The sequence below is a fragment of the Luteimonas galliterrae genome (assembly GCF_023374055.1).
Taxonomy (GTDB): domain Bacteria; phylum Pseudomonadota; class Gammaproteobacteria; order Xanthomonadales; family Xanthomonadaceae; genus Luteimonas_C; species Luteimonas_C galliterrae.
This window is the reverse complement of the sequence record NZ_JAMBEP010000001.1, coordinates 724,162-745,744: the sequence shown is the minus strand read 5'-3', so window position 1 is coordinate 745,744 and position 21,583 is coordinate 724,162. Positions and strand designations below refer to the sequence as shown.

The window sequence follows — 21,583 nt, the reverse complement described above, 5'->3', positions numbered from 1 at the left end:
GACATGACCGCAACCGAACAACGACCCGACGATGCGGCCGCAGAAGCGGCCCTGGACGCCGACCACCCCCTGTACGGCTTGATCGAGACTCTGAAAGGCGACCTGGAACAACTGCGCGCCGAATCGCTGCGCGAGCGCGCCGACCTGGACAACCAGCGCAAGCGCCTGGCGCGCGACGTCGAGCTGGCCCGCAAATTCGCCAACGAGCGCCTGCTGGCCGATCTGCTGCCGGTGTTCGACAGCCTGGAAGCGGCGCTGGTCACCGCCCCGCAAAACGACCCGCTGCGTGCCGGCGTGGAGCTGACCCTGCGCCAGCTGCACAAGGTCGCCGAGGCCAATGGCCTGGTCGAAGTGGCGCCGATGCCCGGCGACAGTTTCGACCCGGACCGGCACCAGGCCGCGAGCGTGGTCGACGCGCAGGGCGTGCCCCCGGGCGCGGTCGCCCAGACCTTCCAGAAGGGTTACCTGTTGAACGAGCGCTTGCTGCGGCCGGCCATGGTGGTTGTCGCCAAGCACGACTAGACGATGTAGGCGAACGCTTGAACCGGCGGCCCCAGGCCCCAGATTACGGACATCGACGGCAACGGCCGTCCCCAACATTCAGATTCGAGAGAGGGAGCAATACCATGGGCAAGATCATCGGCATCGATCTCGGCACGACCAATTCGTGCGTGGCGATCATGGAGGGCGGCAAGGCCCGCGTCATCGAAAATTCGGAGGGCGACCGCACCACGCCTTCGATCGTCGCCTACAGCAAGGACGGCGAGGTGTTGGTGGGCGCTTCCGCCAAGCGCCAGGCCGTCACCAATCCCAAGAACACCTTCTACGCCGTCAAGCGCCTGATCGGCCGCAAGTTCAACGATGCGGAAGTGAAGAAGGACCGCGACCTGGTCCCGTACGCGATCGTCGAGCACGACAACGGCGACGCCTGGGTCGCGACCAGCGACGGCAAGAAGCTGTCCGCGCAGGAAGTGTCCGCGCGCATCCTCGAAAAGATGAAGAAGACCGCCGAGGCCTACCTGGGCGAGACGGTCACCGAAGCGGTGATCACGGTGCCGGCCTACTTCAACGACAGCCAGCGCCAGGCCACCAAGGACGCCGGCAAGATCGCCGGCCTGGACGTCAAGCGCATCATCAACGAGCCGACCGCGGCTGCGCTGGCCTATGGCCTGGACAAGGCCGGCGGCGACCGCAAGATCGTCGTCTACGACCTGGGCGGCGGCACCTTCGACGTGTCGATCATCGAAATCGCCAACGTCGACGGCGAAAAGCAGTTCGAAGTGCTGGCTACCAACGGCGACACCTTCCTGGGCGGCGAAGATTTCGACAAGCGCGTCATCGACTACCTGGTCGACGAATTCCAGAAAGAGCAGGGCATCGACCTGCGCAAGGATCCGTTGGCGTTGCAGCGCCTGAAGGATGCGGCCGAGCGCGCCAAGATCGAGCTCTCCAGCTCGCAGCAGACCGAAGTGAACCTGCCGTACGTGACCGCCGACGCTTCCGGTCCCAAGCACCTCAACCTGAAGCTCACGCGCGCCAAGCTCGAAGCCCTGGTCGAGGACCTGATCAAGAAGACCATCGAACCGTGCCGCATCGCGCTGAACGACGCAGGCCTGCGCGCCAGCGAAATCGGCGAAGTGATCCTGGTCGGCGGCCAGACCCGCATGCCGAAAGTGCAGCAGGCCGTGGCCGACTTCTTCGGCAAGGAACCGCGCAAGGACGTCAACCCCGACGAGGCCGTGGCCCTGGGCGCCGCGATCCAGGGCGGCGTGCTGGCCGGCGACGTCAAGGACGTGCTGCTGCTCGACGTGACCCCGTTGTCGCTGGGCATCGAGACGCTGGGCGGCGTATTCACCAAGATCATCGAGAAGAACACCACCATCCCGACCAAGGCCTCGCAGACCTTCTCCACCGCCGAGGACAACCAGTCCGCGGTGACGGTGCATGTGCTGCAGGGCGAGCGCGATCAGGCTCGTTTCAACAAGTCGCTGGCCAAGTTCGACTTGTCCGGCATCGAGCCGTCGCCGCGCGGCATGCCGCAGGTGGAAGTGTCGTTCGACATCGACGCCAACGGCATCCTGCACGTGCACGCCAAGGACAAGAAGACCGGCAAGGAGCAGAAGGTCGAGATCAAGGCTGGTTCGGGCCTGTCGGATGAGGAAATCCAGCGCATGGTCAGCGATGCCGAAGCGCATCGCGAGGAAGACAAGAAGTTCCACGAGCTGGTCAACGCGCGCAATCAGGCCGATGCGCTGATCCATGCCACCCGCAGCGCCATCAAGGAGCACGGCGACAAGGTCGGCGGCGAGATCATCGGCAAGACCGAAGCCGCGCTGGCGGACCTGGAAACCGCGATGAAGGGCGACGACAAAGCCCAGATCGAGGCCAAGTCGAAAGCGTTGGAAGAAGCCGGACAGTCGCTGTACGCCGCCGCTGCCGCCGCGCAGCAGCCGGGTGCCGAGAGCGATGCCGGCGCGTCCGCCTCGAAGAACGACGACGTCGTCGACGCCGAGTTCACCGAGGTCAGGGACGACGAGAAAAAGTAAGCCCGGGTACGGGAATCGAGAGACGGGAGACGTGGTTCGCTGCGTGCTCCCGTTTCTTTTGAAGCTCCGCTCCGACGGTATGCAAACGGATCGCGCAATGACCACTGAAGTCCAGGAACCTGCATCCGCCGCACCGTCCAGCCCGTATGACTGGGCAGGCGGGATGGCCGCATTGGAAACGCTGACCGAAGCGTTTTACGGCAAGGTCAACGCCGATCCGTTGCTGCAGCCGGTGTTCGCGAAAATGGATCCGGAACACCCGCGGCACGTCGCGCGTTTCCTCGCCGAAGTGTTCGGCGGCCCGAAGGCATATTCGGAAAGCCACGGCGGGCACGCGGAGATGATCAGGCACCATCTGGGCCGCCATCTGCAGGAAGCGCAGCGCCGCCGTTGGGTGCAGTTGCTGATCGATGCCGCCGACGAAATCGGCCTGCCGGACGATCCGGAATTCCGTTCGTCCTTCGTGGCGTATATCGAATGGGGTACCCGCCTGGCCGTGATCAACTCGCAGCCGGGCGCGGAAGTCGCCGAAGAACAGCCAATGCCGCAATGGGGTTGGGGCGAAACCAAAGGGCCGTACGTCGCGCCATGAGCGACGCCGGCGAATTCATGCATTCCAAGAAAACCAATACATGAGCAAGCGGGATTACTACGAAGTACTGGGCGTGGCGCGCACGGCGACCGACGAGGAGCTGAAGAAGGCCTATCGGCGCTGCGCGATGAAATACCATCCGGACCGCAATCCCGGCGACAAGGAATCCGAAGCCTCGTTCAAGGAATGCAAGGAAGCCTACGAAGTGCTGTCCGATGGCGGCAAGCGCCGCATGTACGACGCGCACGGCCACGCCGCTTTCGAGCACGGCATGGGCGGCGGCAACAGCGGCCCGGCGGGCTTCGGCGACGTCGGCGATATCTTCGGCGACATTTTCGGCAACATTTTCGGCGGCGGTGCCGCGCGCGGTCCGCGCCGCGGCGCCGATATCGGCTATGTGATGGAGCTCGACCTGGAAGAAGCCGTCGCCGGCCTCGAAAGGCGCATCGAAATCCCCACGCTCGCCGCCTGCGGGCATTGCAACGGCACCGGTTCCGAAGACGGCAAGCTGGAGACCTGCCATACCTGCCGCGGCCATGGCCAGGTGCGGATGCAGCGCGGCATCTTTTCGATGCAGCAGCCGTGCCCGCATTGCAACGGCCGCGGCAAGACCATCAGAAATCCATGCGCGGAGTGCCACGGCAACGGCCGCGTCGAGCAGGAAAAAGTGTTGTCGGTGAAGATTCCCGCCGGCGTGGACAACGGCGATCGCATCCGCCTGTCCGGCGAAGGCGAAGCCGGCCCGCCCGGCAGCCCGCCGGGCGATCTCTATGTCGAGATCCGCGTGCGCGAGCACGAAATCTTCACCCGCGACGGCGACGACCTGCATTGCGAAGTGCCGATCCGCATCTCGCAGGCCGCGCTCGGCGACACGGTGCGCGTACCCACCCTCGACGGCGAGGCCGAAATCCGCATACCGGCCGAAACCCAGACCGGCAAGGTGTTCCGCCTGCGCGACAAGGGCGTCAAGTCGGTGCGCAGCCGCGCGCCGGGCGATTTGTACTGCCGCGCCGTGGTCGAGACGCCGGTCAACCTGACCGCCGAGCAGCGGACTTTGCTGGAGCAGTTCGAAGCGACCTTCATCGGCGAGGGCGCGCGCCGCCATTCGCCGCGGTCCAGCACTTTCATCGACGGCGTCAAGGGTTTCTGGGACCGCATGACGTCCTAGCGGCTTTGTTGTCGCTCTTGTGGGAGCGACTTTAGCCGCGAGCTCTTCGAGACCTGGAAGAGCTCGCGGCTAAAGCCGCTCCCACAAAGGCCGCTCCCACGAAAAGCAGTGCGTGCTAGGCTCGGCCGGTTCGTCTGGGAGGGCGGCATGGCCAAGGGCTGGTGGAAGAACCTGTACATCCAGGTGCTGATCGCGATCGCGATCGGCGTACTGGTGGGGCACTTCCACCCCGAGCTCGGCGCCAAGATGAAGCCGCTCGGCGACGGCTTCATCAAGCTGGTCAAGATGATCATCGCGCCGGTGATCTTCCTCACCATCGTCGCCGGCATCGCCAAGATCGGCGACTTGCGCCACGTCGGCAAGATCGGGCTGAAGGCGCTCATCTATTTCGAAGTGTTGACGACGCTGGCGCTGGTGATCGGCCTGGTCGTGGCCAATGTGCTGAAGCCGGGCGCCGGCATGAATATCGATCCGGCGCAGATCGACGCGTCCGGCATCGCCCAATACCAGAAGGCCGCACACGAACAGGGCACGGTCCCTTTCCTGCTGGACATCATCCCGCACGATTTCCTCTCGGCCTTCACCGAAGGCAAATTGCTGCAGGTGTTGCTGGTGGCCCTGCTGACCGGCGTCGCGCTGACCCGGATGGGCGGCGCAGGACAGCGGGTGCTCGAACTGTGCGAGGACCTGTCGCACGTGGTGTTCGGCATCGTCGGCATGATCATGCGGTTGGCGCCGATCGGCGCGTTCGGGGCGATGGCGTTCACCATCGGCAAGTTCGGCCTGGGGTCGCTGGCGTCGCTGGGCTGGCTGCTGTTCGCGGTCTACATCACCTGTTTCGCGTTCGTGTTCGTGGTGCTGGGCGCGGTGGCGCGGATCTCGGGTTTTTCGCTTTGGCGCTTCCTCAAGCACATCCGCGGCGAGCTCTTGCTGGTGCTGGGCACTTCGTCTTCGGAATCGGCGCTGCCGCGCCTGATCAACCGGCTGGAAGAAGCCGGCTGCGACCGTGCCGCGGTCGGCCTGGTCGTGCCTACCGGCTATTCCTTCAATCTCGACGGCACCTGCATCTACCTGACGATGGCGGCGATATTCATCGCCCAGGCCGTCGGCGTCGACCTGAGCCTGGGCGAGGAGCTCACCTTGTTGGCGGTGCTTCTGCTGACATCGAAGGGCGCGGCCGGCGTCACCGGTTCGGGCTTCGTGACGCTGGCCGCGACGCTGGCCGCGCTCGGCGGCAAGGTGCCCGTGGAAGGCGTGGCGCTGATCCTGGGCGTGGACCGTTTCATGTCCGAGGCGCGGGCCATCACCAACTTCATCGGCAACGGCGTGGCGACGATGGTGATCGCCAAGTGGGAAGGCCTGCGCGACGACGCCAAGATGCGCGCCGCGTTCGCGGCCGGCCCGCAGCCGGAAAGCGCGCCGGTGCTGCGCGATCCCGACCAGGGCGATTGACTGCTTTTCGTAAGAGCGGCTTCAGCCGCGAGCTTTTTTCCCGTACCGCGATTTGCAGTGAGAAGGCTCGCGGCTGAAGCCGCTCTTACGAAGAGCACGCGGCTCTTGTGGACGGTGGGGCGCTGCGGCTAGCCTGAGCGCATGACCGAAACGGCGAAACTGCTGATCCACGGCGCCTCCGGCCGCATGGGCCAGGCCCTGCTGCGGCTGTGCGCGGAAGGCGGGAATTGCACTGTCGTGGGCGCCGTATCGCGCAAGGTCGGCCAGCGCGTGATCGACGGCGTACCGCAATTCGCCAGCAACGAGCTTGCGGGCGTGCCGGCGTTCGATGCGGCCGTCGATTTCAGCCTGGCCGAAGCCTTCGACCCGATCCTGGCCCTGTGCGCCGAACGCGGCGCGGCGCTGGTATCCGGCACTACCGGCTTAAGCGAGGCCCAGCGTGCGGCCATCGCCGAAGCCTCGGCCCGGATCCCGGTGCTCTGGGCGGCGAACTTCAGCCTGGGCGTGGCGGTGCTGAGCGAGCTGGTCGAACGCGCCGCCGCGGCCTTGCCCGGCTGGGACTGCGATATCGTCGAAGCGCACCACGCGGGCAAGAAAGATGCACCTTCGGGCACTGCGCTGGCACTGGGCGAAGCCGCGGGGCAGGGCGGCGCCCTGGCGCGTTACGCCAGCCTGCGTGCTGGGGACATCGTCGGCGAGCATCTGATCCAGTTCGCCGGCATCGGCGAGCGGATCGAATTGGTCCATCGCGCCACCAACCGCGATATCTTCGCCCGCGGCGCGCTGCATGCCGCCGGGCGGCTTTCAGGCCGTGCTCCTGGCGTTTACCGGCTACGCGATCTGCTCTGAATAGCGGCTTTTCGTAAGAGCGGCTTCAGCCGCGAGCTCTTGACCACAGCAGGGGCGTATCCAGTGCCTGCTTTGAGGCCTGATGCCACCCGAGAAGCTCGCGGCTGAAGCCGCTCTTACGAAAAGCAGATTCGCGCTGGCGTCCTTAGCCCCGGCCCGGTATCATTCTCGCTCGCCTGACACCCCTGCCTCCGGACCGGTTCCCGCCGCTTCGGCGGTTTCTTGCAATCCGACGTAGGCGAAGCACGTGACCCAGCCCGCAATCCTTGCGCTTGAAGACGGAACGGTCTTCGAGGGCGTTTCCGTAGGCGCGCCCGGCCTTTCGGTCGGCGAGGTGGTGTTCAACACCGCCATGACCGGCTACCAGGAAATCCTGACCGATCCGTCCTATGCCCGGCAGATCGTCACGCTGACCTATCCGCACATCGGCAACACCGGCTGCACCGGCCAGGACGACGAAGCCGCGCAGGCCTGGGCCGCCGGCTTGATCGTGCGCGACGTGCCGCGCCGGCCCAGCAGCTGGCGCAGCCAGGTATCGCTGCCGGAATGGCTGCTGGCGCGCGGCATCGTCGCCATCGCCGATATCGACACCCGCAAGCTGACGCGTCTGTTGCGCGACCGCGGCGCGCAGAACGGGGCGCTGATGGCTGGCGAGATCGATGCGGAGAAAGCGGTCGAGGCCGCCCGAAAGTTCCCCGGCCTGAAGGGCATGGATCTGGCCAAGGAAGTCAGCGTCCGCGCCGCCTATCCATGGCGCGACGGCCAGTTGGACCTGGACAGCAACCGGTTCGCCCGTGCGGAAGCGAAATACAAAGTGGTGGCCTACGACTTTGGCGTGAAGCGCAACATTCTGCGCATGCTCGCAGAGCGCGGTTGCGACGTCACCGTAGTGCCGGCGCAGACCTCCGCGGCGGACGTGCTCGCGCTGAAGCCCGATGGCGTGTTTTTGTCCAACGGCCCGGGCGATCCCGAGCCCTGCGATTACGCGATCGCCGCGATCCGTGAATTCGTATCCAGGAAGATTCCGACTTACGGCATCTGCCTGGGCCACCAGCTGCTCGGCCTCGCGGTCGGTGCGAAGACGCTGAAGATGAAATTCGGCCACCACGGCGCCAACCATCCGGTCATCGACCTGGACACCGGCCGGGTGATGATCACTTCGCAGAACCACGGCTTCGCGGTTGACGAATCGACGTTGCCGGCCAATGCGCGCGTCACGCATCGCTCGCTGTTCGACGGCAGCAACCAGGGCATCGCCTTGACGGATGCGCCGGCGTTCAGTTTCCAAGGACATCCGGAAGCGTCGCCGGGTCCGCACGATGTGGCGCCGTTGTTCGATCGGTTCATCCAGGCAATGGATAGCGGCAGGTGAAACAAGGTTTTCGCCACTGGATGACTGCAAAGGCGAAGCTCTTCGCTTTCAGCCGTCATTCCCGCGAAGGCGGGGCTTTCAACAGCCGAACGGCTGGTCATCCAGTGACTTCGCTCTTCGGACATTCCGCGGCCTCGTCACGAAAGCCGCTGGATTCCCGCCTTCGCGGGAATGACGGCACGAGGAAACGATGGTTTCGCCGCCTCGCTGTTATCTGTGCACTGCTGGCGGCTTATCCGATCTTCGTCTTCGCCACCGTCTACGCGCAATGGTTCGCCGCAGACCTGCCGGGCGGGCGCAACGGGCCCGCCGACGCCTATCGCCATGCGTTGGCCAGCGCCACCGTCGCCTACACCGCGACGCCGCGCTGGGTCGACTGGGTCACCGCGGTGATGGAACGCGGTGGCGCCGGCAACGAAAGCCGTGCCATGGACGCCCACAACAACCGCATCGGCGCGGCGATCGGCGCGCAGGCCGAGAGTTGGAGCGCGATGCAAGCCCATGTGCTGGCTGCCGTGCAGGCCGGCGGCATCCGCGCTGCCGGCGAGAACACGATCACTTGGCTGCCGCCCGAGCGGTGGCAGAACCGTTTGTATTGAGAGCGATATGCGAGAGCGCCCCGACATCGAAGCCGTCTCGGTTAGCCGCGCAGGTTCCTCAGCGAAGGGCTTCGAGATAAAACGGTCGGCCGCAGTATCTGCGTTCGTTGCAGCATCGCTTTTGTGGTTCATGCAGCCGGCGCACGCGCAAACGCCCACCGACATCGAAATCTCCCAGATAAAGAGCTTGCTCGGCTTCACGCCCGACGTCACCCGCAAGGTGGTCCGGGCCAGTTTCGACAGTCAGCCGGAGTTGAAGCGTTACGACGCCGCGCAGCAGGATTGTCTGCTCGACGCGCTGCAGCCGGAGGTGGAAGGCAAACTGAGCGAGGCTTTCGGCGACCTGTTCGAGGACAGCGAGACGGTCGCTGCATGGTTGCGCTTCGCCGGCACGCCGGGCGGCGCCAAGCTTACCGGCGCGATGCGCGCGGGCGTGGACGCGATGATCAACGGCGGCACGGCGCCGAATCCGTTCGGCACGGTTTCCGGCATGACGGCGGCCGAACGCGCCGATGTGGCCGCCTTCATGGAAAGCCCGGCCGCCGGCGTGCTGAAGAAGGATTTCCCGGATTTGGAAAAGCCTGTCGCATTCGGTCAGGACGCCGCGCGCAAGTGCGGCATCGACGAATGGAACGAAAGTTGAAGAACCCCAGCCGCAGCGGGCGCACCGCGCCGCCGGCCCATATTCTGTAGAGGAACGTCATGCCAAAACGCAGCGACATAAAAACCGTACTCATCATCGGCGCAGGCCCGATCGTCATCGGCCAGGCCTGCGAGTTCGACTACTCAGGCGCGCAAGCCTGCAAGGCGCTGCGCGACGAGGGCTACCGCGTGGTGCTGGTCAACAGCAATCCGGCCACGATCATGACCGATCCGGAAATGGCCGATGCGGTCTACATCGAGCCGATCAACTGGAAGACGGTCGAAAAGATCATCGCCAAGGAAAAGCCCGATGCGCTGCTGCCCACCATGGGCGGACAGACCGCGCTGAACTGCGCGCTGGACCTGGCCGACAACGGCGTGCTCGAGAAATACGGCGTCGAGCTGATCGGCGCCTCGCGCGACGCGATCCGCATGGCCGAGGACCGCGAGCTGTTCCGCGTGGCGATGGCCGAGATCGGCCTGGAATGCCCCAAGGCCGAAGTCGCGCGCAGCTTCGAGCAGGCGGTCGACATCCAGACCCGCGTCGGCTATCCCACCATCATCCGCCCCAGCTTCACCCTGGGCGGCAGCGGCGGCGGCATCGCCTACAACCGCGAGGAATTCGAGGACATCGTCAAGCGCGGCCTGGAGCTGTCGCCGGTGCACGAAGTGCTGGTGGAAGAATCGGTGCTGGGCTGGAAGGAATTCGAGATGGAAGTGGTCCGCGACGCCGCGGACAACTGCATCATCGTCTGCTCGATCGAAAACCTCGATCCGATGGGCGTGCATACCGGCGACTCGATCACCGTCGCCCCCGCGCAGACCTTGACCGACAAGGAATACCAGCGCCTGCGCGACGCCAGCATCGCCGTGCTGCGCAAGATCGGCGTCGACACCGGCGGCAGCAACGTGCAGTTCGGCATCAACGCGCAGACCGGCCGCGTGGTCGTCATCGAAATGAACCCGCGCGTGTCGCGCTCGTCCGCGCTTGCGTCGAAGGCGACCGGCTTCCCGATCGCCAAGGTCGCGGCCAAGCTGGCGGTCGGCTACACGCTCGACGAATTGAAGAACGAGATCACCGGCGGCCTGACGCCGGCCTCGTTCGAGCCGAGCATCGATTACGTGGTCACCAAGATTCCGCGCTTCGCTTTCGAAAAATTCCCGCAGGCCGACGCGCGCCTGACCACGCAGATGAAGTCGGTGGGCGAGGTGATGGCGATCGGCCGCACTTTCCAGGAATCGCTGCAGAAGGCGCTGCGCGGCCTGGAAACGGGCAAGGTCGGCCTCGATCCGACCGGATTGAACCTGGCTAACGAGGACGACCTGGCCACCATGCGCCGCGAAGTGAAGGAAGCCGGCCCCGAGCGCCTGTTCTACCTCGGCGACGCGTTCCGCGCCGGCATGAGCGTGGAGGAAGTGCATGCGCTGTCCTTCGTCGATCCCTGGTTCCTGGACCAGATCGAAGAAATCGTCGCCACCGAGAAAGAAGTCGCCGCGGCGGGCGTCGATGCGCTCGATGCCAAACGCCTGCGCAAGCTCAAGCGGATGGGCTTTTCCGATGCGTGCCTGGCGCAGTTGGTCGGCACCGACGAGAAGGCGCTGCGCGCTTTGCGCCGCGCGCACGGCATCAAGCCGGTCTACAAGCGCGTGGATTCCTGCGCGGCCGAGTTCGCCACCACCACCGCCTATCTGTATTCGACCTACGAGGACGAATGCGAGGCGCAGCCCACCGCGCGCGACAAGATCATCGTGCTGGGCGGCGGGCCGAACCGGATCGGGCAGGGCATCGAATTCGACTACTGCTGCGTGCACGCCGCGCTGGCGCTGCGCGAAGACGGCTACGAGACCATCATGGTCAACTGCAACCCAGAGACCGTGTCGACCGATTACGACACCTCCGACCGCCTGTACTTCGAACCGCTGACGCTGGAAGACGTGCTCGAGATCGTCGAGCTGGAAAAGCCCAAGGGCGTGATCGTGCAGTACGGCGGGCAGACGCCGCTGAAGCTGGCCCGTGCGCTGGAAGCCAACGGCGTGCCGATCATCGGCACCTCGCCGGACAGCATCGACCTGGCCGAAGACCGCGAGCGCTTCCAGCAGTTGGTCGAGAAGCTGGGCCTGAGGCAGCCACCGAACCGAACCGCGCGAAATCCCGAGGAAGCGCTGGCGCTGGCCCGCGAGATCGGCTATCCGCTGGTCGTGCGCCCGAGCTACGTGCTCGGCGGCCGCGCGATGGAAGTCGTGCATGCCGACGCCGACCTGGCGCGCTACATGCGCGAGGCGGTGCGGGTGTCCAACGATTCGCCGGTGCTGCTCGACCGATTCCTGGACAACGCGGTCGAAGTGGACATCGACGTGATCGCCGACGACACCGGCGCAGTGCTGATCGGCGGCGTGATGGAGCATATCGAAGAGGCCGGTGTGCACTCCGGCGACTCGTCGTGCTCGCTGCCCCCGTATTCGCTGTCCGCCGAAACCCAGGCGCGTCTGCGCGAACAGGTGGTCGCGCTCGCCAAGGCGCTGAACGTGGTCGGCCTGATGAACACCCAGTTCGCGGTGCAGGCCGGGGAAAACGGCGAGGACGTGATCTTCCTGCTGGAAGTCAATCCGCGCGCCTCGCGCACGGTGCCGTTCGTGTCCAAGGCCACCGGCATGCCGCTGGCCAAGATCGCGGCGCGCTGCATGGCCGGCAAGTCGCTGGCTTCGCTGGGCGCCACCCAGGAAATCGTGCCGGACTACCACTCGGTCAAGGAAGCGATCTTCCCGTTCGCCAAGTTCCAGAACGTGGATCCCATCCTCGGCCCGGAAATGCGTTCCACCGGCGAAGTCATGGGCGTGGGCCGCCATTTCGGGGCCGCTTTCGCGCGCGCCCAGGAAGCCGCCAGCATCAAAGCGCCGCCGGCTACGGGCAAGGCCTTCATCTCGGTGCGCGACCCGGACAAGCCGCGCGTGCTGCCGGTCGCGCAGGACCTGATCCGCCGCGGCTATACGCTGGTCGCCACCAGCGGCACCGCCGCCTGGCTGCACGGCCAGGGCATCGAATGCGAGCGCATCAACAAAGTGATCGAGGGCCGCCCGCATGTGGTCGACTTGATCAAGAACGGCGAGATCGCCTATATCGTCAACACCACCGAGGGCAAGCAGGCCATCGCCGACTCGTTCTCGATCCGCCGCGAGGCGCTGCAGCACCGCGTGACCTATTCGACCACCATTGCCGGCGCCAAGGCCTTGCTGCATTCTTTGGACTATCGAGACAGCGGCCCGGTGTGGTCGCTGCAGGAATTGCACAAGGAACTGGACATGCAGGAAGAGGCCAAGGCATGAGGGCGCCGTTGACCACCCAGGGCGCGCAGCGGCTGCGCGCCGAGCTGGAAGAGCTGAAGTCGGTCAAGCGGCCGGCGGTGATCGCCGCGATCGCCGAGGCGCGCGCGCACGGCGATCTGAAGGAGAACGCCGAGTACCACGCGGCGCGCGACCAGCAAAGCTTCATCGAAGGACGCATCAAGCAGCTGGAATCGGAGCTGTCGCATGCGCAGGTGATCGACGTAGCCACGCTCAATGCCGGGTCGAAGATCGTGTTCGGCGCCAGCGTGGTGCTGGCGGACGTCGAAACCGACGAGGAGCGCCGCTACCAGATCGTCGGCGACCTCGAAGCGGACATCAAACACGGCCTGATCGCGATTTCCTCGCCGGTGGCGCGCGCATTGATCGGCAAGCACGAAGGCGACAGCGTCGTAATCGAAGCGCCGGGCGGCACGCGCGAGTACGAGATCGTGGGAGTGAGCTACCAGTCATGAACGCATCGCTACGAATACTGCTGTGTGCCCTGGCGCTCTCCTGCGCCGGCTCCGTCGCGGCGGCCGAGCGCGCCGATTGCGCCGCGCTTGCCGCCACGGCCGATGGCGAACCGGATTTCCGCCCGCCGCTGCAGGCCAAAGTGACGGGCAAGGGCAGGCTGCATTTCCACAACGCGCCGTCGGCGGCCTGCAGGCAGAAAATCTTTGTGATCCCGGGCGATGCTCTGACCGTCTACAAACCGTATCAGGGCTGGGTGCAGGTGATGTACGTCAGCCGCGCCGGCAAGGATTTCACCGGTTGGGTCGAAGAGAAACGGCTGGCGATCGAAGGTGCCTACGGCCAGGATCCTGCTGCTGCGGAGTTGCCGAAAGACGTGGTCGCCTTCATCAGCCGCCGCGACGATTGCGAGCATTTTCTGGGCGAAGAACCGTACGACGCCGAACGGCGCGAATATCTGGCCAAAACCGTGCGCGAGCTGTGCACCGGCAGCAACGAAGAACTGGCGGCCTTGCGTGGCAAGTACCGGAACAACGAGGCCGTGATCCAGGCCTTGTCCGGCTACGAGCGCATCGCCGAATGAGAATGGGCTGACCCATGGCGCGGGCCACCTTCCTGTTGCCCGCTGCCGAACGTTTCGGCGGTCAGCGCCTGTCCGCGACAACCGCCGTCGCGCTGGGGCGCGCCGATCGTCCGCCGGCGACGCAAGCCGGCAGGCGCGCCCAGCTGCTGCGGCACTACAGTCTGCCGCCCGGCACCTGGCCGATCGCCGCGCTCTCGCGCCAGGCCGATGCGGGCGACGCCGGTACGGACGCCTGGTTGCGTGCCGATCCGGTGTACATGCGCCCGGACATCAATGGCGTGCGATTGATGGCGCACGGCGAATCGATGGGGATGACGCGGACCGATAGCGAGGCGCTGCTGCCGGCCCTGAAGCCGCTGTTCGGCGATGCCGGGTTCGCGCTCGATGCGCCGGCGCCCTCGCGTTGGTACCTGCGTATGGCGCGCGAAACCCGTATTCCCGCCTTCGCCGATCCGGGCGATGCGCTGGGCGACGACGTATTCGAACATGCCGACCTCGGCCCCGACGGCTCCCGCTGGCGCGTGCTTCAGAGCGAAGCCCAGATCGTGCTGCATAACCACCCGTGGAACGCCGCACGCGCCGCGCAAGGCAAGCCGCCGATCAATTCGCTCTGGTTCTGGGGCGCGGGCACGCTGCCGGACGCGCGCATGCGGGCGCATGACGCGCATCCGACCGCGTGCACCGGCGATCCGACCTTGCACGCTTTGGCCTCCGCAGCCGGCGGTGCACAGAGGTTGCCGGCGCGGTATCCGGGCGCTGCCGGCGACGCGCTGTTCGACCTGGCGGCAATGCGCGATCTGGCTCGCCTGGATGCCGACTGGCTGCAACCTGCGCTGGACGCATTGCGCCGCGGCGATATCGAACGCTTGCAATTGGACTGCGAGGACGGCCGCCGCTTCGCCCTCGAGCGTGCGCATCGCTGGCGCTTCTGGCGCAGGCCGCTGCAGCGGCTGAGCGAATGATCCAGCGCACGATCCGCCGCAGGGAATGCCAGATCGGCGAAGGCTGGCCCGACAGCGTGCCGCCGCTGCTGCGCCGCATCTACGCAGCCCGCGGCGCGCACGATCCGCAGCAGGCGCAGCCGCGCCTGGCGAACTTGCTGCCGCCGGATTCGCTCGGCGGTCTCGCGCAGGCCACCGCGCTGCTCGCGGACGCTATCGCACGGGACCGCCATATCGTCGTGGTCGGCGATTTCGACTGCGACGGCGCCACCGCCTGCGCAGTCGGCGTGCGTGGCTTACGAATGCTCGGCGCCGCGCATGTGTCGTATGCGGTTCCCAATCGGATCGTGCATGGCTATGGCCTGTCGCCGGCTTTGGTGGACGAACTCGCGGCGTTGCGGCCCGACTTGTTGGTCACCGTCGATCACGGCATCGCCTGCCATGCCGGCATCGCCGCTGCCATGGCACGCGGCTGGCAGGTGTTGGTGACCGACCACCATCTTCCCGGCGATCGGCTCCCGCCGGCGGATGCCATCGTCAATCCCAACCTGCGCGGGGATGCGTTCCCGAGCAAGATGCTGGCCGGGGTCGGCGTCATTTTCTACGTGCTGCTCGCGCTCAGGCGGCATCTGCGCGTAACGGGCGCGCTGGCGGGCTGCGAACCCGATCTCACCGCATTGCTCGATTTGGTCGCGGTCGGCACGGTCGCCGATCTGGTGCCGCTGGATGCCAACAATCGCGCCTTCGTGGCCGCCGGCCTGCGCAGGCTGCGCGCGGGGCAGGGCTGCGCCGGATTGCACGCGCTGATCGAAGTTTCCGGCCGCGAGGCGCCGAGGCTGACCGCCGCCGATATCGGCTACGCGTTGGCGCCGCGGATCAACGCCGCCGGCAGGCTCGAAGACATGGCGCTGGGCATCGAATGCCTGCTGACCGACGATGCGCGGCAAGCGCGCGAACTCGCCACCGTCCTGCACGGCATCAACGCCGAACGCCAGGGCCTGCAGCAGAACATGGTCGACGATGCCGAAGCGCTGCTAGCCAAGGCCGGCATTTCGGACGAGATACTGCCTTCGGCCCTGTGCCTGTTCGATCCGGAATGGCATCCGGGCGTGGTCGGCCTGGTGGCGTCGAAACTCAAGGAGCGTACGCATCGGCCGACGGTCGCCTTCGCACCGGCCGAGCCGGGCAGCGGTCTGCTGCGCGGTTCTGCGCGCTCGATTCCCGGCTTCCACATCCGCGATGCGCTTGCGGCCGTCGATGCCGCGCATCCCGGCCTGATCGAAAAGTTCGGCGGTCACGCCATGGCTGCGGGCCTGGCCCTGTCGCTCGATGCGCTGCCGGCGTTCGCGTCGGCGTTCCGGGCGCATGCCGAAGCCATGCTGGATGCTGCGCTATTGCAGTCGGTGTTGCTGAGCGACGGCGAACTCGTTGCCACGGACTTCAACCGTGCCACCGCCGAAGCGCTGCGCGACGGCGGGCCGTGGGGGCAGGCGTATCCGGAGCCGCTGTTCGACGGCGAATTCGATGTGCTGTCGTGGCGAATCGTCGGCGAGCGCCACCTCAAACTCGAAGTCGCCTGCGGCACGCTACGCCTCAACGCCATCCACTTCGGCGGCTGGCATAACCAGCCGCCGCCGCCCCGTTTGCGCTTGGCCTACCGTCTCGCGCCCGACGACTACCGCGGCGGGCAGGCGATCCAGCTCATCGTCGAGCACGGCGAAGCTTTGTAGAGCGGGGCTTGCTCCGCTGCTTTTTTGTAGGTGCGAATTTATTCGCACGCTTTTCATCGAAAAATCAAGAACATGCGAATAAATTCGCACCACGAAGGCAAGGCTTAAGTCGCTGATTGAGCAGCACTGGGAAGTACGATCGCGGCCGGCTTGCGCTTAAGCCCAAACAGCGGCCGCAGCCAATCCACCCGGCGGATCACTTCATACCCTGAAAAACAAGCAGCGTAAGTCACCACCACCAACAGCGGGCCCTCGAACAAGGGTCGGATGCCGAACGGCTTCAGTTGCACGGCGGCCAGGATGATCACGGTCTGGTGGAGGATGTAGACCGGGAACACCGCCGGCACGAGATAGCGCAGCGCCGCATTGTCGGCGTGACGGAGGCGGTACGCGAAGCCGAAGATGGCGGCGATGGTGGCCCACTGGTTCAATGCCCACATGCCGCGCCGGAAAATCCGCATCGCTTCCGGCGGCGGACTGGCGTCGCTGTAGCCGCTGGCATAGAACTGCCAGATGATGAAGCCATAGCTGGCGGCGGCCAGCAACACAGACGCCCAGCGCAGCCGTTGCAATGCTTCCCAGAAGCTCCGGGTGCGCGCCATCAGGAAACCCAGCAGGAACACGCTGAAGTACTGGGCGTGGTTGTACCAGTCGTCCACCAGCGCGTGCGTGGCTTCGAAACGTGCGGCCAGTGCGATACGGGCGATGGCTAAAAACAACACCGGCCACAACAGGGCGCCCCAGCCGGACAGCGGACCGCCGAGCCATTCACCCAGGCGCCGGCAGGCATTCGGCATGAGGCGGGTGACGGCCCACAACACCACCGTATAAACCCACAGATAGGCGACGAACCAGAGATGGTTCCAGGTCGGCAGCAGCAGGCATCCGTCGTTGTCGCAAAAGCTCTGATCGGCTGAGAGATAGCGTCCCCAGAACGCGAGATAGCCATCGTGGTAACCACCGGGATAACCCGAGTAGAGCACCTCGTAATACGACTGCGGCGGCACGATCAGCACCATGCCGACGATCAGCGGCAGCAGCAGTCGCCAGGAACGGGACCCCAGGAAGCCCTTCGGCATCTTCGCCAGCAGGAAGGCGCTGGCGGCGCCCGAGACCATGAACAGCAGCGACAGCCGCCAGGGGCTGCTCAGCAGCATGAAGGGTTCAAGCGCCTCGCTGGCGCCGGGGCTTTTGATGTGCCAATCCCAGCTCACGTAGTACATGCCCACGTGGTAGAGCACCAGCAGGCCGAAGGCACAGACGCGGACCCAGTCGAGATCGTGGCGGCGTTCCATGGCGCATTCCTATGTATGGACTGGCGACGATTGGGCGCCTCCGACGCCGCGGCGGGCGGGCGAGGGGACTTGTTGCGGGCGGTGAGGGACGAATCGCGGGCCGGTAGGGACGATCGCCGGCGGCGGTTTCGGCGCGCTCGCCTAGAATGCGCGAATGCCTGAGTCCGCCGCCGACGCCGCCTACCGACGTTTCCTGCCCTGGCGCCGCGCCTTCGAGATCGGCTTCTGGGTGCTGCTGGTCAGCGTCAACTGCATCGCCAACAGCATCACCACGCTGATGGACATCCGGCGCAGCGAATCCGCCACCCTGGATTGGGAGCCCGCCGTATGGGAACTCAGCAGTGGGCTGGTATGGCTCCTGGTGATGTTGCCGGCCATCGTCTGGTTCACCCGTCGCTACCCACTGCACTGGGACAACTGGCGGCGGCAACTGCCCCGGTACCTGTTGGCCAGCGTGTTCGCTTCAGCCGTGCACGTGGCGGGCATGGTGGCCCTTCGCGTGCTGGTGTACCGCTGGCAGGGCATGGACTACGACTTCGGTCCCTGGGGGCGGCAATTCTTCTACGAATACCTGAAGGACATGCGCACCTTCGCTTCGATCGTGCTGACCATGGAGGGCTACCGCTTCATTTTGCGCCGCTGGCAGGGGGAGGCCAGCCTGCTCGACGTGCCCGACGAAGGCCCGCCGATGGAGCCGGTCGAACGGCCTGAGCGCTTCCTGATCCGCAAGCTCGGCAGGGAATTCCTGGTGGCCGCCAACGATATCGAGTGGATCCAAGCCTCGGGCAACTACGTCAACCTGCGCGTGCGCCAGCACGATTACCCGCTGCGCAGCACGATCGCGGGCATCGAAACCAAACTCGACCCGCGCCGCTTCGCGCGGGTCCACCGCAGCTATATGGTCAACCTGGACCAGGTCGCGTCGATCGAGCCCATGGATAGCGGCGACGCCCGCCTGCATCTGAAGGACGGCACCCAGCTGCCGTGCAGCCGCCGCTATCGCGCCGACCTGCGCGGCCGCGTGGGCGCAGGGGCCGAATCCAGCGCCTAAGTCCGGCGGCTGCTAGAATTCGCGGCTGTTTGGCCTCCCAACGCAATCGAAATGATCGAACTCAATCCCATCCGCCAGCGCATCGCCGACCTCAGCGGCCGGCTGGATTCGCTTCGGGGGTATCTTTGACTACGACGCCAAGCGCGAGCGTCTGGAAGAAGTCAATCGCGAACTGGAAAACCCCGATGTCTGGAACCAGCCCGAACGCGCCCAGGCTTTAGGCCGCGAACGCTCGCTGCTGGACAAGACCGTCAACGGCATCCGCGAACTCAGCGAGGGCCTGGTCGGCGCCGGCGAACTGCTGGACCTGGCCGAAAGCGAGAACGACGAGGAGACCGCCAAGGCCGTGGTCGAAGACGTCGAGCGCTACGGCGGCCGCGTCGACAAGCTCGAGTTCCAGCGCATGTTTTCCGGCGAAATGGATCCGGCCAACGCCTTCGTCGACATCCAGGCCGGCGCCGGCGGCACCGAGGCGCAGGACTGGGCCGAAATGCTGCTGCGCATGTACCTGCGCTGGGCGGAATCGCGCGGCTGGAAGACCGAGTTGCTGGAAGTCAGCGGCGGCGACGTTGCCGGCATCAAGTCGGCCACGTTCCGCGTGGAAGGCGATTACGCCTACGGCTGGCTGAAGACCGAGATCGGCGTGCACCGGCTGGTGCGCAAGTCGCCGTTCGATTCGGACAACCGCCGCCATACTTCGTTCACTTCGGTGTTCGTATCGCCGGAAGTGGACGACAAGATCGACATCGAGATCAATCCGGCCGACCTGAAGACCGACGTGTACCGTTCCTCCGGCGCCGGCGGCCAGCACGTCAACAAGACCGAATCGGCGGTGCGCATCACCCACGTGCCGTCGGGTATCGTCGTCGCCTGCCAGACCGAACGCAGCCAGCACGCCAACCGCGACCGCGCGATGAAGATGCTGGCGGCGAAGCTGTACGAGATGGAGATCCAGAAGCGCAACGTGGAACGCGATGCGCTGGAAGCCACCAAGTCCGACATCGGCTGGGGCAGCCAGATCCGCAACTACGTGCTCGACCAGAGCCGGATCAAGGACCTGCGCACCGGCATCGAGCGCACCGATACGCAGAAGGTGCTGGACGGCGACCTGGACGAATTCGTCGAGGCCAGCCTGAAATCGGGCCTGGAAGCCGGTTCAAAACGCTCCGACGCCGTGTAATCTCCCGTAATCCTTTGTGGAAGCGGCTTTAGCCGCGAGCTCTTGCCCCGCCGAAAAGCTCGCGGCTAAAGCCGCTCCCACAAGATCATCCAAGCCAAGCCCATGACCGACGAAACCGCTCAGCAGACGCCCGCCGACGAGAACGCCCTGATCGCCGAACGCCGCGGCAAGCTCAAAGCGCTGCGCGGGCAGGGCATCGCCTTCCCGAACGATTTCCGGCGCGTGGACCACGCCGGCGACCTGCAGGAAGAATTCGCCGACGCCGAGCGCTGGACAGGCGAGGAACTCGAAGCCCTCGGCCGCCGCGTCGCGCTGGCCGGCCGGTTGTTGGCGAAGCGGGTGATGGGCAAGGCCGCGTTCGCGCAGATCCAGGACGTGACCGGCCGTATCCAGCTGTTCCTGCAGTCGGCCACGCTGGGCGAGCGCTACGACGCGTTCAAGGGCTGGGACGTGGGCGACATCGTCGCCGCCGAAGGCACGCTGATGCGCACCAAGACCGGCGAACTGTCGGTCAAGGCCGACACGCTGCGCCTGCTGACCAAGTCGCTGCGGCCGCTGCCGGACAAATGGCACGGGCTGAGCGACGTCGAGCAGCGCTACCGCCAGCGTTATGTCGACCTGATCGTGACCCCGGAAGCGCGCGAGGTCTTCGTCAAGCGCTCGCAGATCATCGCCGCGATGCGCCGCTGGCTGGACGCGCGCCGCTTCCTGGAAGTGGAAACGCCGATGATGCATTACATCGTCGGCGGCGCCACCGCCAAGCCGTTCGTCACCCATCACAACGCGCTCGGCCTGGACCTGTATCTGCGGGTGGCGCCGGAGCTGTACCTGAAGCGGCTGGTGGTCGGCGGCTTCGAGCGCGTCTACGAGATCAACCGCAACTTCCGCAACGAAGGCGTCAGCACCCGGCACAACCCCGAGTTCACGATGCTCGAGCTGTACGAGGCCTACGCCACCTACGACGAGGTGATGGACCTGACCGAGTCGATGATCCGCGACGTCGCCACGGAGACCCTCGGCACCACCGCGTTGCAATGGGAAGGCCATGCGATCGATGTCGGCCCGCGCTTCCGCCGCTGGAAGTTGGAAGAGGCCGTGCGCGAGCTCAATCCGCAGATCAGCGCGGCCGACTGTCGCGACCGCGACGCTCTGGCCAGGCACTGCCAAGCGCTGCGCATCCCGGTGAAGGCCGGTTACGGCTGGGGCAAGCTGCTGCTGGAAATCTTCGAGAAGACCGTCGAGCACGGTCTGGTCCAGCCGACCTTCATCACCCATTACCCAGTCGAAGTGTCGCCGCTGGCGCGAGAGTCGGACACCGAACCGGGCATCACCGATCGCTTCGAGCTGTTCGTCGGTGGCAAGGAACTTGCGAATGGTTTTTCCGAACTCAACGATCCGGAGGACCAGGCCGCGCGTTTCCGCGCCCAGGTCGACGCCAAGGCCGGCGGCGACGATGAAGCCATGCACTACGACGCCGACTACATCCGCGCGCTGGAAGTGGGTTTGCCGCCGACCGGCGGGCTGGGCGTGGGCATCGACCGATTGGTGATGCTGTTCACCGATTCGGACTCGATCCGCGATGTGCTGCTATTCCCCTACATGCGGCCGGAAGCCGGCTGAGGGCGACAGGCGGCCGGAAAACGGCCGTGTGCGGCCTGATTCGGCGTTGTGCTGAATGATTAGGCCGGCCGACGAAGGGGTTGGCGGCCAGGACTTGCCGTAGAACCCCATCAGGCTCAACATGTGGCAATTATGAATGCTGCGCTAGGACGGCTGGCAGACGGGCCA

The 21,583-nt window shown here is 65.8% G+C and carries 18 protein-coding genes; 17 read left to right on the top strand and 1 reads right to left on the bottom strand.

The window, feature by feature from the left end; translation table 11 throughout:
• The first annotated feature begins 3 nt into the window (after positions 1–3).
• From grpE to recJ, 14 genes are all read left to right on the top strand, one after another.
• Positions 4–522 carry a nucleotide exchange factor GrpE gene (grpE, locus tag M2650_RS03390; RefSeq protein ID WP_283254612.1) on the top strand — a complete coding sequence of 173 codons (519 nt, stop codon included), beginning with the start codon at positions 4–6 and terminating at the stop codon, positions 520–522.
• A 104-nt stretch (positions 523–626) separates the two neighbouring features.
• Complete coding sequence (gene dnaK, locus M2650_RS03385) at positions 627–2,546, top strand: molecular chaperone DnaK (RefSeq protein ID WP_249471180.1); 1,920 nt, start codon at positions 627–629, stop codon at positions 2,544–2,546.
• Between the two features lie 97 nt (positions 2,547–2,643).
• The gene (locus tag M2650_RS03380) at positions 2,644–3,138 is read left to right on the top strand and encodes a group II truncated hemoglobin (protein WP_249471176.1); all 495 of its coding nucleotides are present in this window, start codon (positions 2,644–2,646) and stop codon (positions 3,136–3,138) included.
• A gap of 40 nt (positions 3,139–3,178) precedes the next feature.
• A complete protein-coding gene (gene dnaJ, locus M2650_RS03375; RefSeq protein ID WP_249471173.1) occupies positions 3,179–4,306 on the top strand; it encodes a molecular chaperone DnaJ in 1,128 nt (375 codons plus the stop codon).
• 147 nt (positions 4,307–4,453) lie between these two features.
• Positions 4,454–5,758: a dicarboxylate/amino acid:cation symporter gene (locus M2650_RS03370; protein ID WP_249471170.1), complete on the top strand. Its 1,305-nt coding sequence runs from the start codon at positions 4,454–4,456 to the stop codon at positions 5,756–5,758.
• Positions 5,759–5,899: 141 nt separating this feature from the next.
• On the top strand, positions 5,900–6,607 hold the full coding sequence (gene dapB, locus M2650_RS03365; RefSeq protein WP_249471167.1) for a 4-hydroxy-tetrahydrodipicolinate reductase: 708 nt from the start codon (positions 5,900–5,902) through the stop codon (positions 6,605–6,607).
• 247 nt (positions 6,608–6,854) lie between these two features.
• Complete coding sequence (gene carA / locus M2650_RS03360) at positions 6,855–7,979, top strand: glutamine-hydrolyzing carbamoyl-phosphate synthase small subunit (RefSeq protein ID WP_249471164.1); 1,125 nt, start codon at positions 6,855–6,857, stop codon at positions 7,977–7,979.
• Positions 7,980–8,128: 149 nt separating this feature from the next.
• A complete protein-coding gene (locus tag M2650_RS03355; protein ID WP_425602526.1) occupies positions 8,129–8,578 on the top strand; it encodes a DUF6973 domain-containing protein in 450 nt (149 codons plus the stop codon).
• Positions 8,481–9,221: a hypothetical protein gene (locus tag M2650_RS03350; RefSeq protein WP_249471161.1), complete on the top strand. Its 741-nt coding sequence runs from the start codon at positions 8,481–8,483 to the stop codon at positions 9,219–9,221. Before M2650_RS03355 ends, M2650_RS03350 begins: the two co-directional genes overlap by 98 nt.
• A 59-nt stretch (positions 9,222–9,280) precedes the next feature.
• On the top strand, positions 9,281–12,544 hold the full coding sequence (gene carB, locus M2650_RS03345; RefSeq protein WP_249471158.1) for a carbamoyl-phosphate synthase large subunit: 3,264 nt from the start codon (positions 9,281–9,283) through the stop codon (positions 12,542–12,544).
• Complete coding sequence (gene greA / locus M2650_RS03340; protein ID WP_249471155.1) at positions 12,541–13,017, top strand: transcription elongation factor GreA; 477 nt, start codon at positions 12,541–12,543, stop codon at positions 13,015–13,017. Before carB ends, greA begins: the two co-directional genes overlap by 4 nt.
• Complete coding sequence (locus M2650_RS03335; protein ID WP_249471152.1) at positions 13,014–13,598, top strand: hypothetical protein; 585 nt, start codon at positions 13,014–13,016, stop codon at positions 13,596–13,598. The genes greA and M2650_RS03335 overlap by 4 nt, the downstream gene beginning before the upstream one ends.
• A 14-nt stretch (positions 13,599–13,612) precedes the next feature.
• Complete coding sequence (locus M2650_RS03330; protein WP_249471150.1) at positions 13,613–14,560, top strand: phosphoglycerate mutase; 948 nt, start codon at positions 13,613–13,615, stop codon at positions 14,558–14,560.
• A complete protein-coding gene (gene recJ / locus M2650_RS03325; RefSeq protein ID WP_249471147.1) occupies positions 14,557–16,269 on the top strand; it encodes a single-stranded-DNA-specific exonuclease RecJ in 1,713 nt (570 codons plus the stop codon). The genes M2650_RS03330 and recJ overlap by 4 nt, the downstream gene beginning before the upstream one ends.
• 104 nt (positions 16,270–16,373) lie before the next feature.
• Here recJ and M2650_RS03320 read toward each other — a convergent pair whose 3' ends face one another.
• Positions 16,374–17,564 (bottom strand): acyltransferase family protein, encoded by a 1,191-nt coding sequence (locus M2650_RS03320; RefSeq protein WP_249471145.1) that lies wholly within the window; start codon positions 17,562–17,564, stop codon positions 16,374–16,376.
• Between the two features lie 154 nt (positions 17,565–17,718).
• On the opposite strand from M2650_RS03320, the gene M2650_RS03315 reads away from it, so the two are divergent.
• The 3 genes from M2650_RS03315 (at position 17,719) to lysS (ending at position 21,415) form a co-directional block, all read left to right on the top strand.
• On the top strand, positions 17,719–18,615 hold the full coding sequence (locus M2650_RS03315; RefSeq protein ID WP_249471142.1) for a LytTR family DNA-binding domain-containing protein: 897 nt from the start codon (positions 17,719–17,721) through the stop codon (positions 18,613–18,615).
• A 51-nt stretch (positions 18,616–18,666) separates the two neighbouring features.
• Positions 18,667–19,795 (top strand): peptide chain release factor 2 gene (gene prfB / locus M2650_RS03310; RefSeq protein WP_249471139.1). Its coding sequence is split into 2 segments (ribosomal slippage): positions 18,667–18,741 and positions 18,743–19,795, totalling 1,128 coding nucleotides; the frame shifts between segments, so codons are not numbered across the junction.
• Between the two features lie 102 nt (positions 19,796–19,897).
• The gene (gene lysS / locus M2650_RS03305; protein WP_249471136.1) at positions 19,898–21,415 is read left to right on the top strand and encodes a lysine--tRNA ligase; all 1,518 of its coding nucleotides are present in this window, start codon (positions 19,898–19,900) and stop codon (positions 21,413–21,415) included.
• The last annotated feature ends 168 nt before the right edge of the window (positions 21,416–21,583 follow it).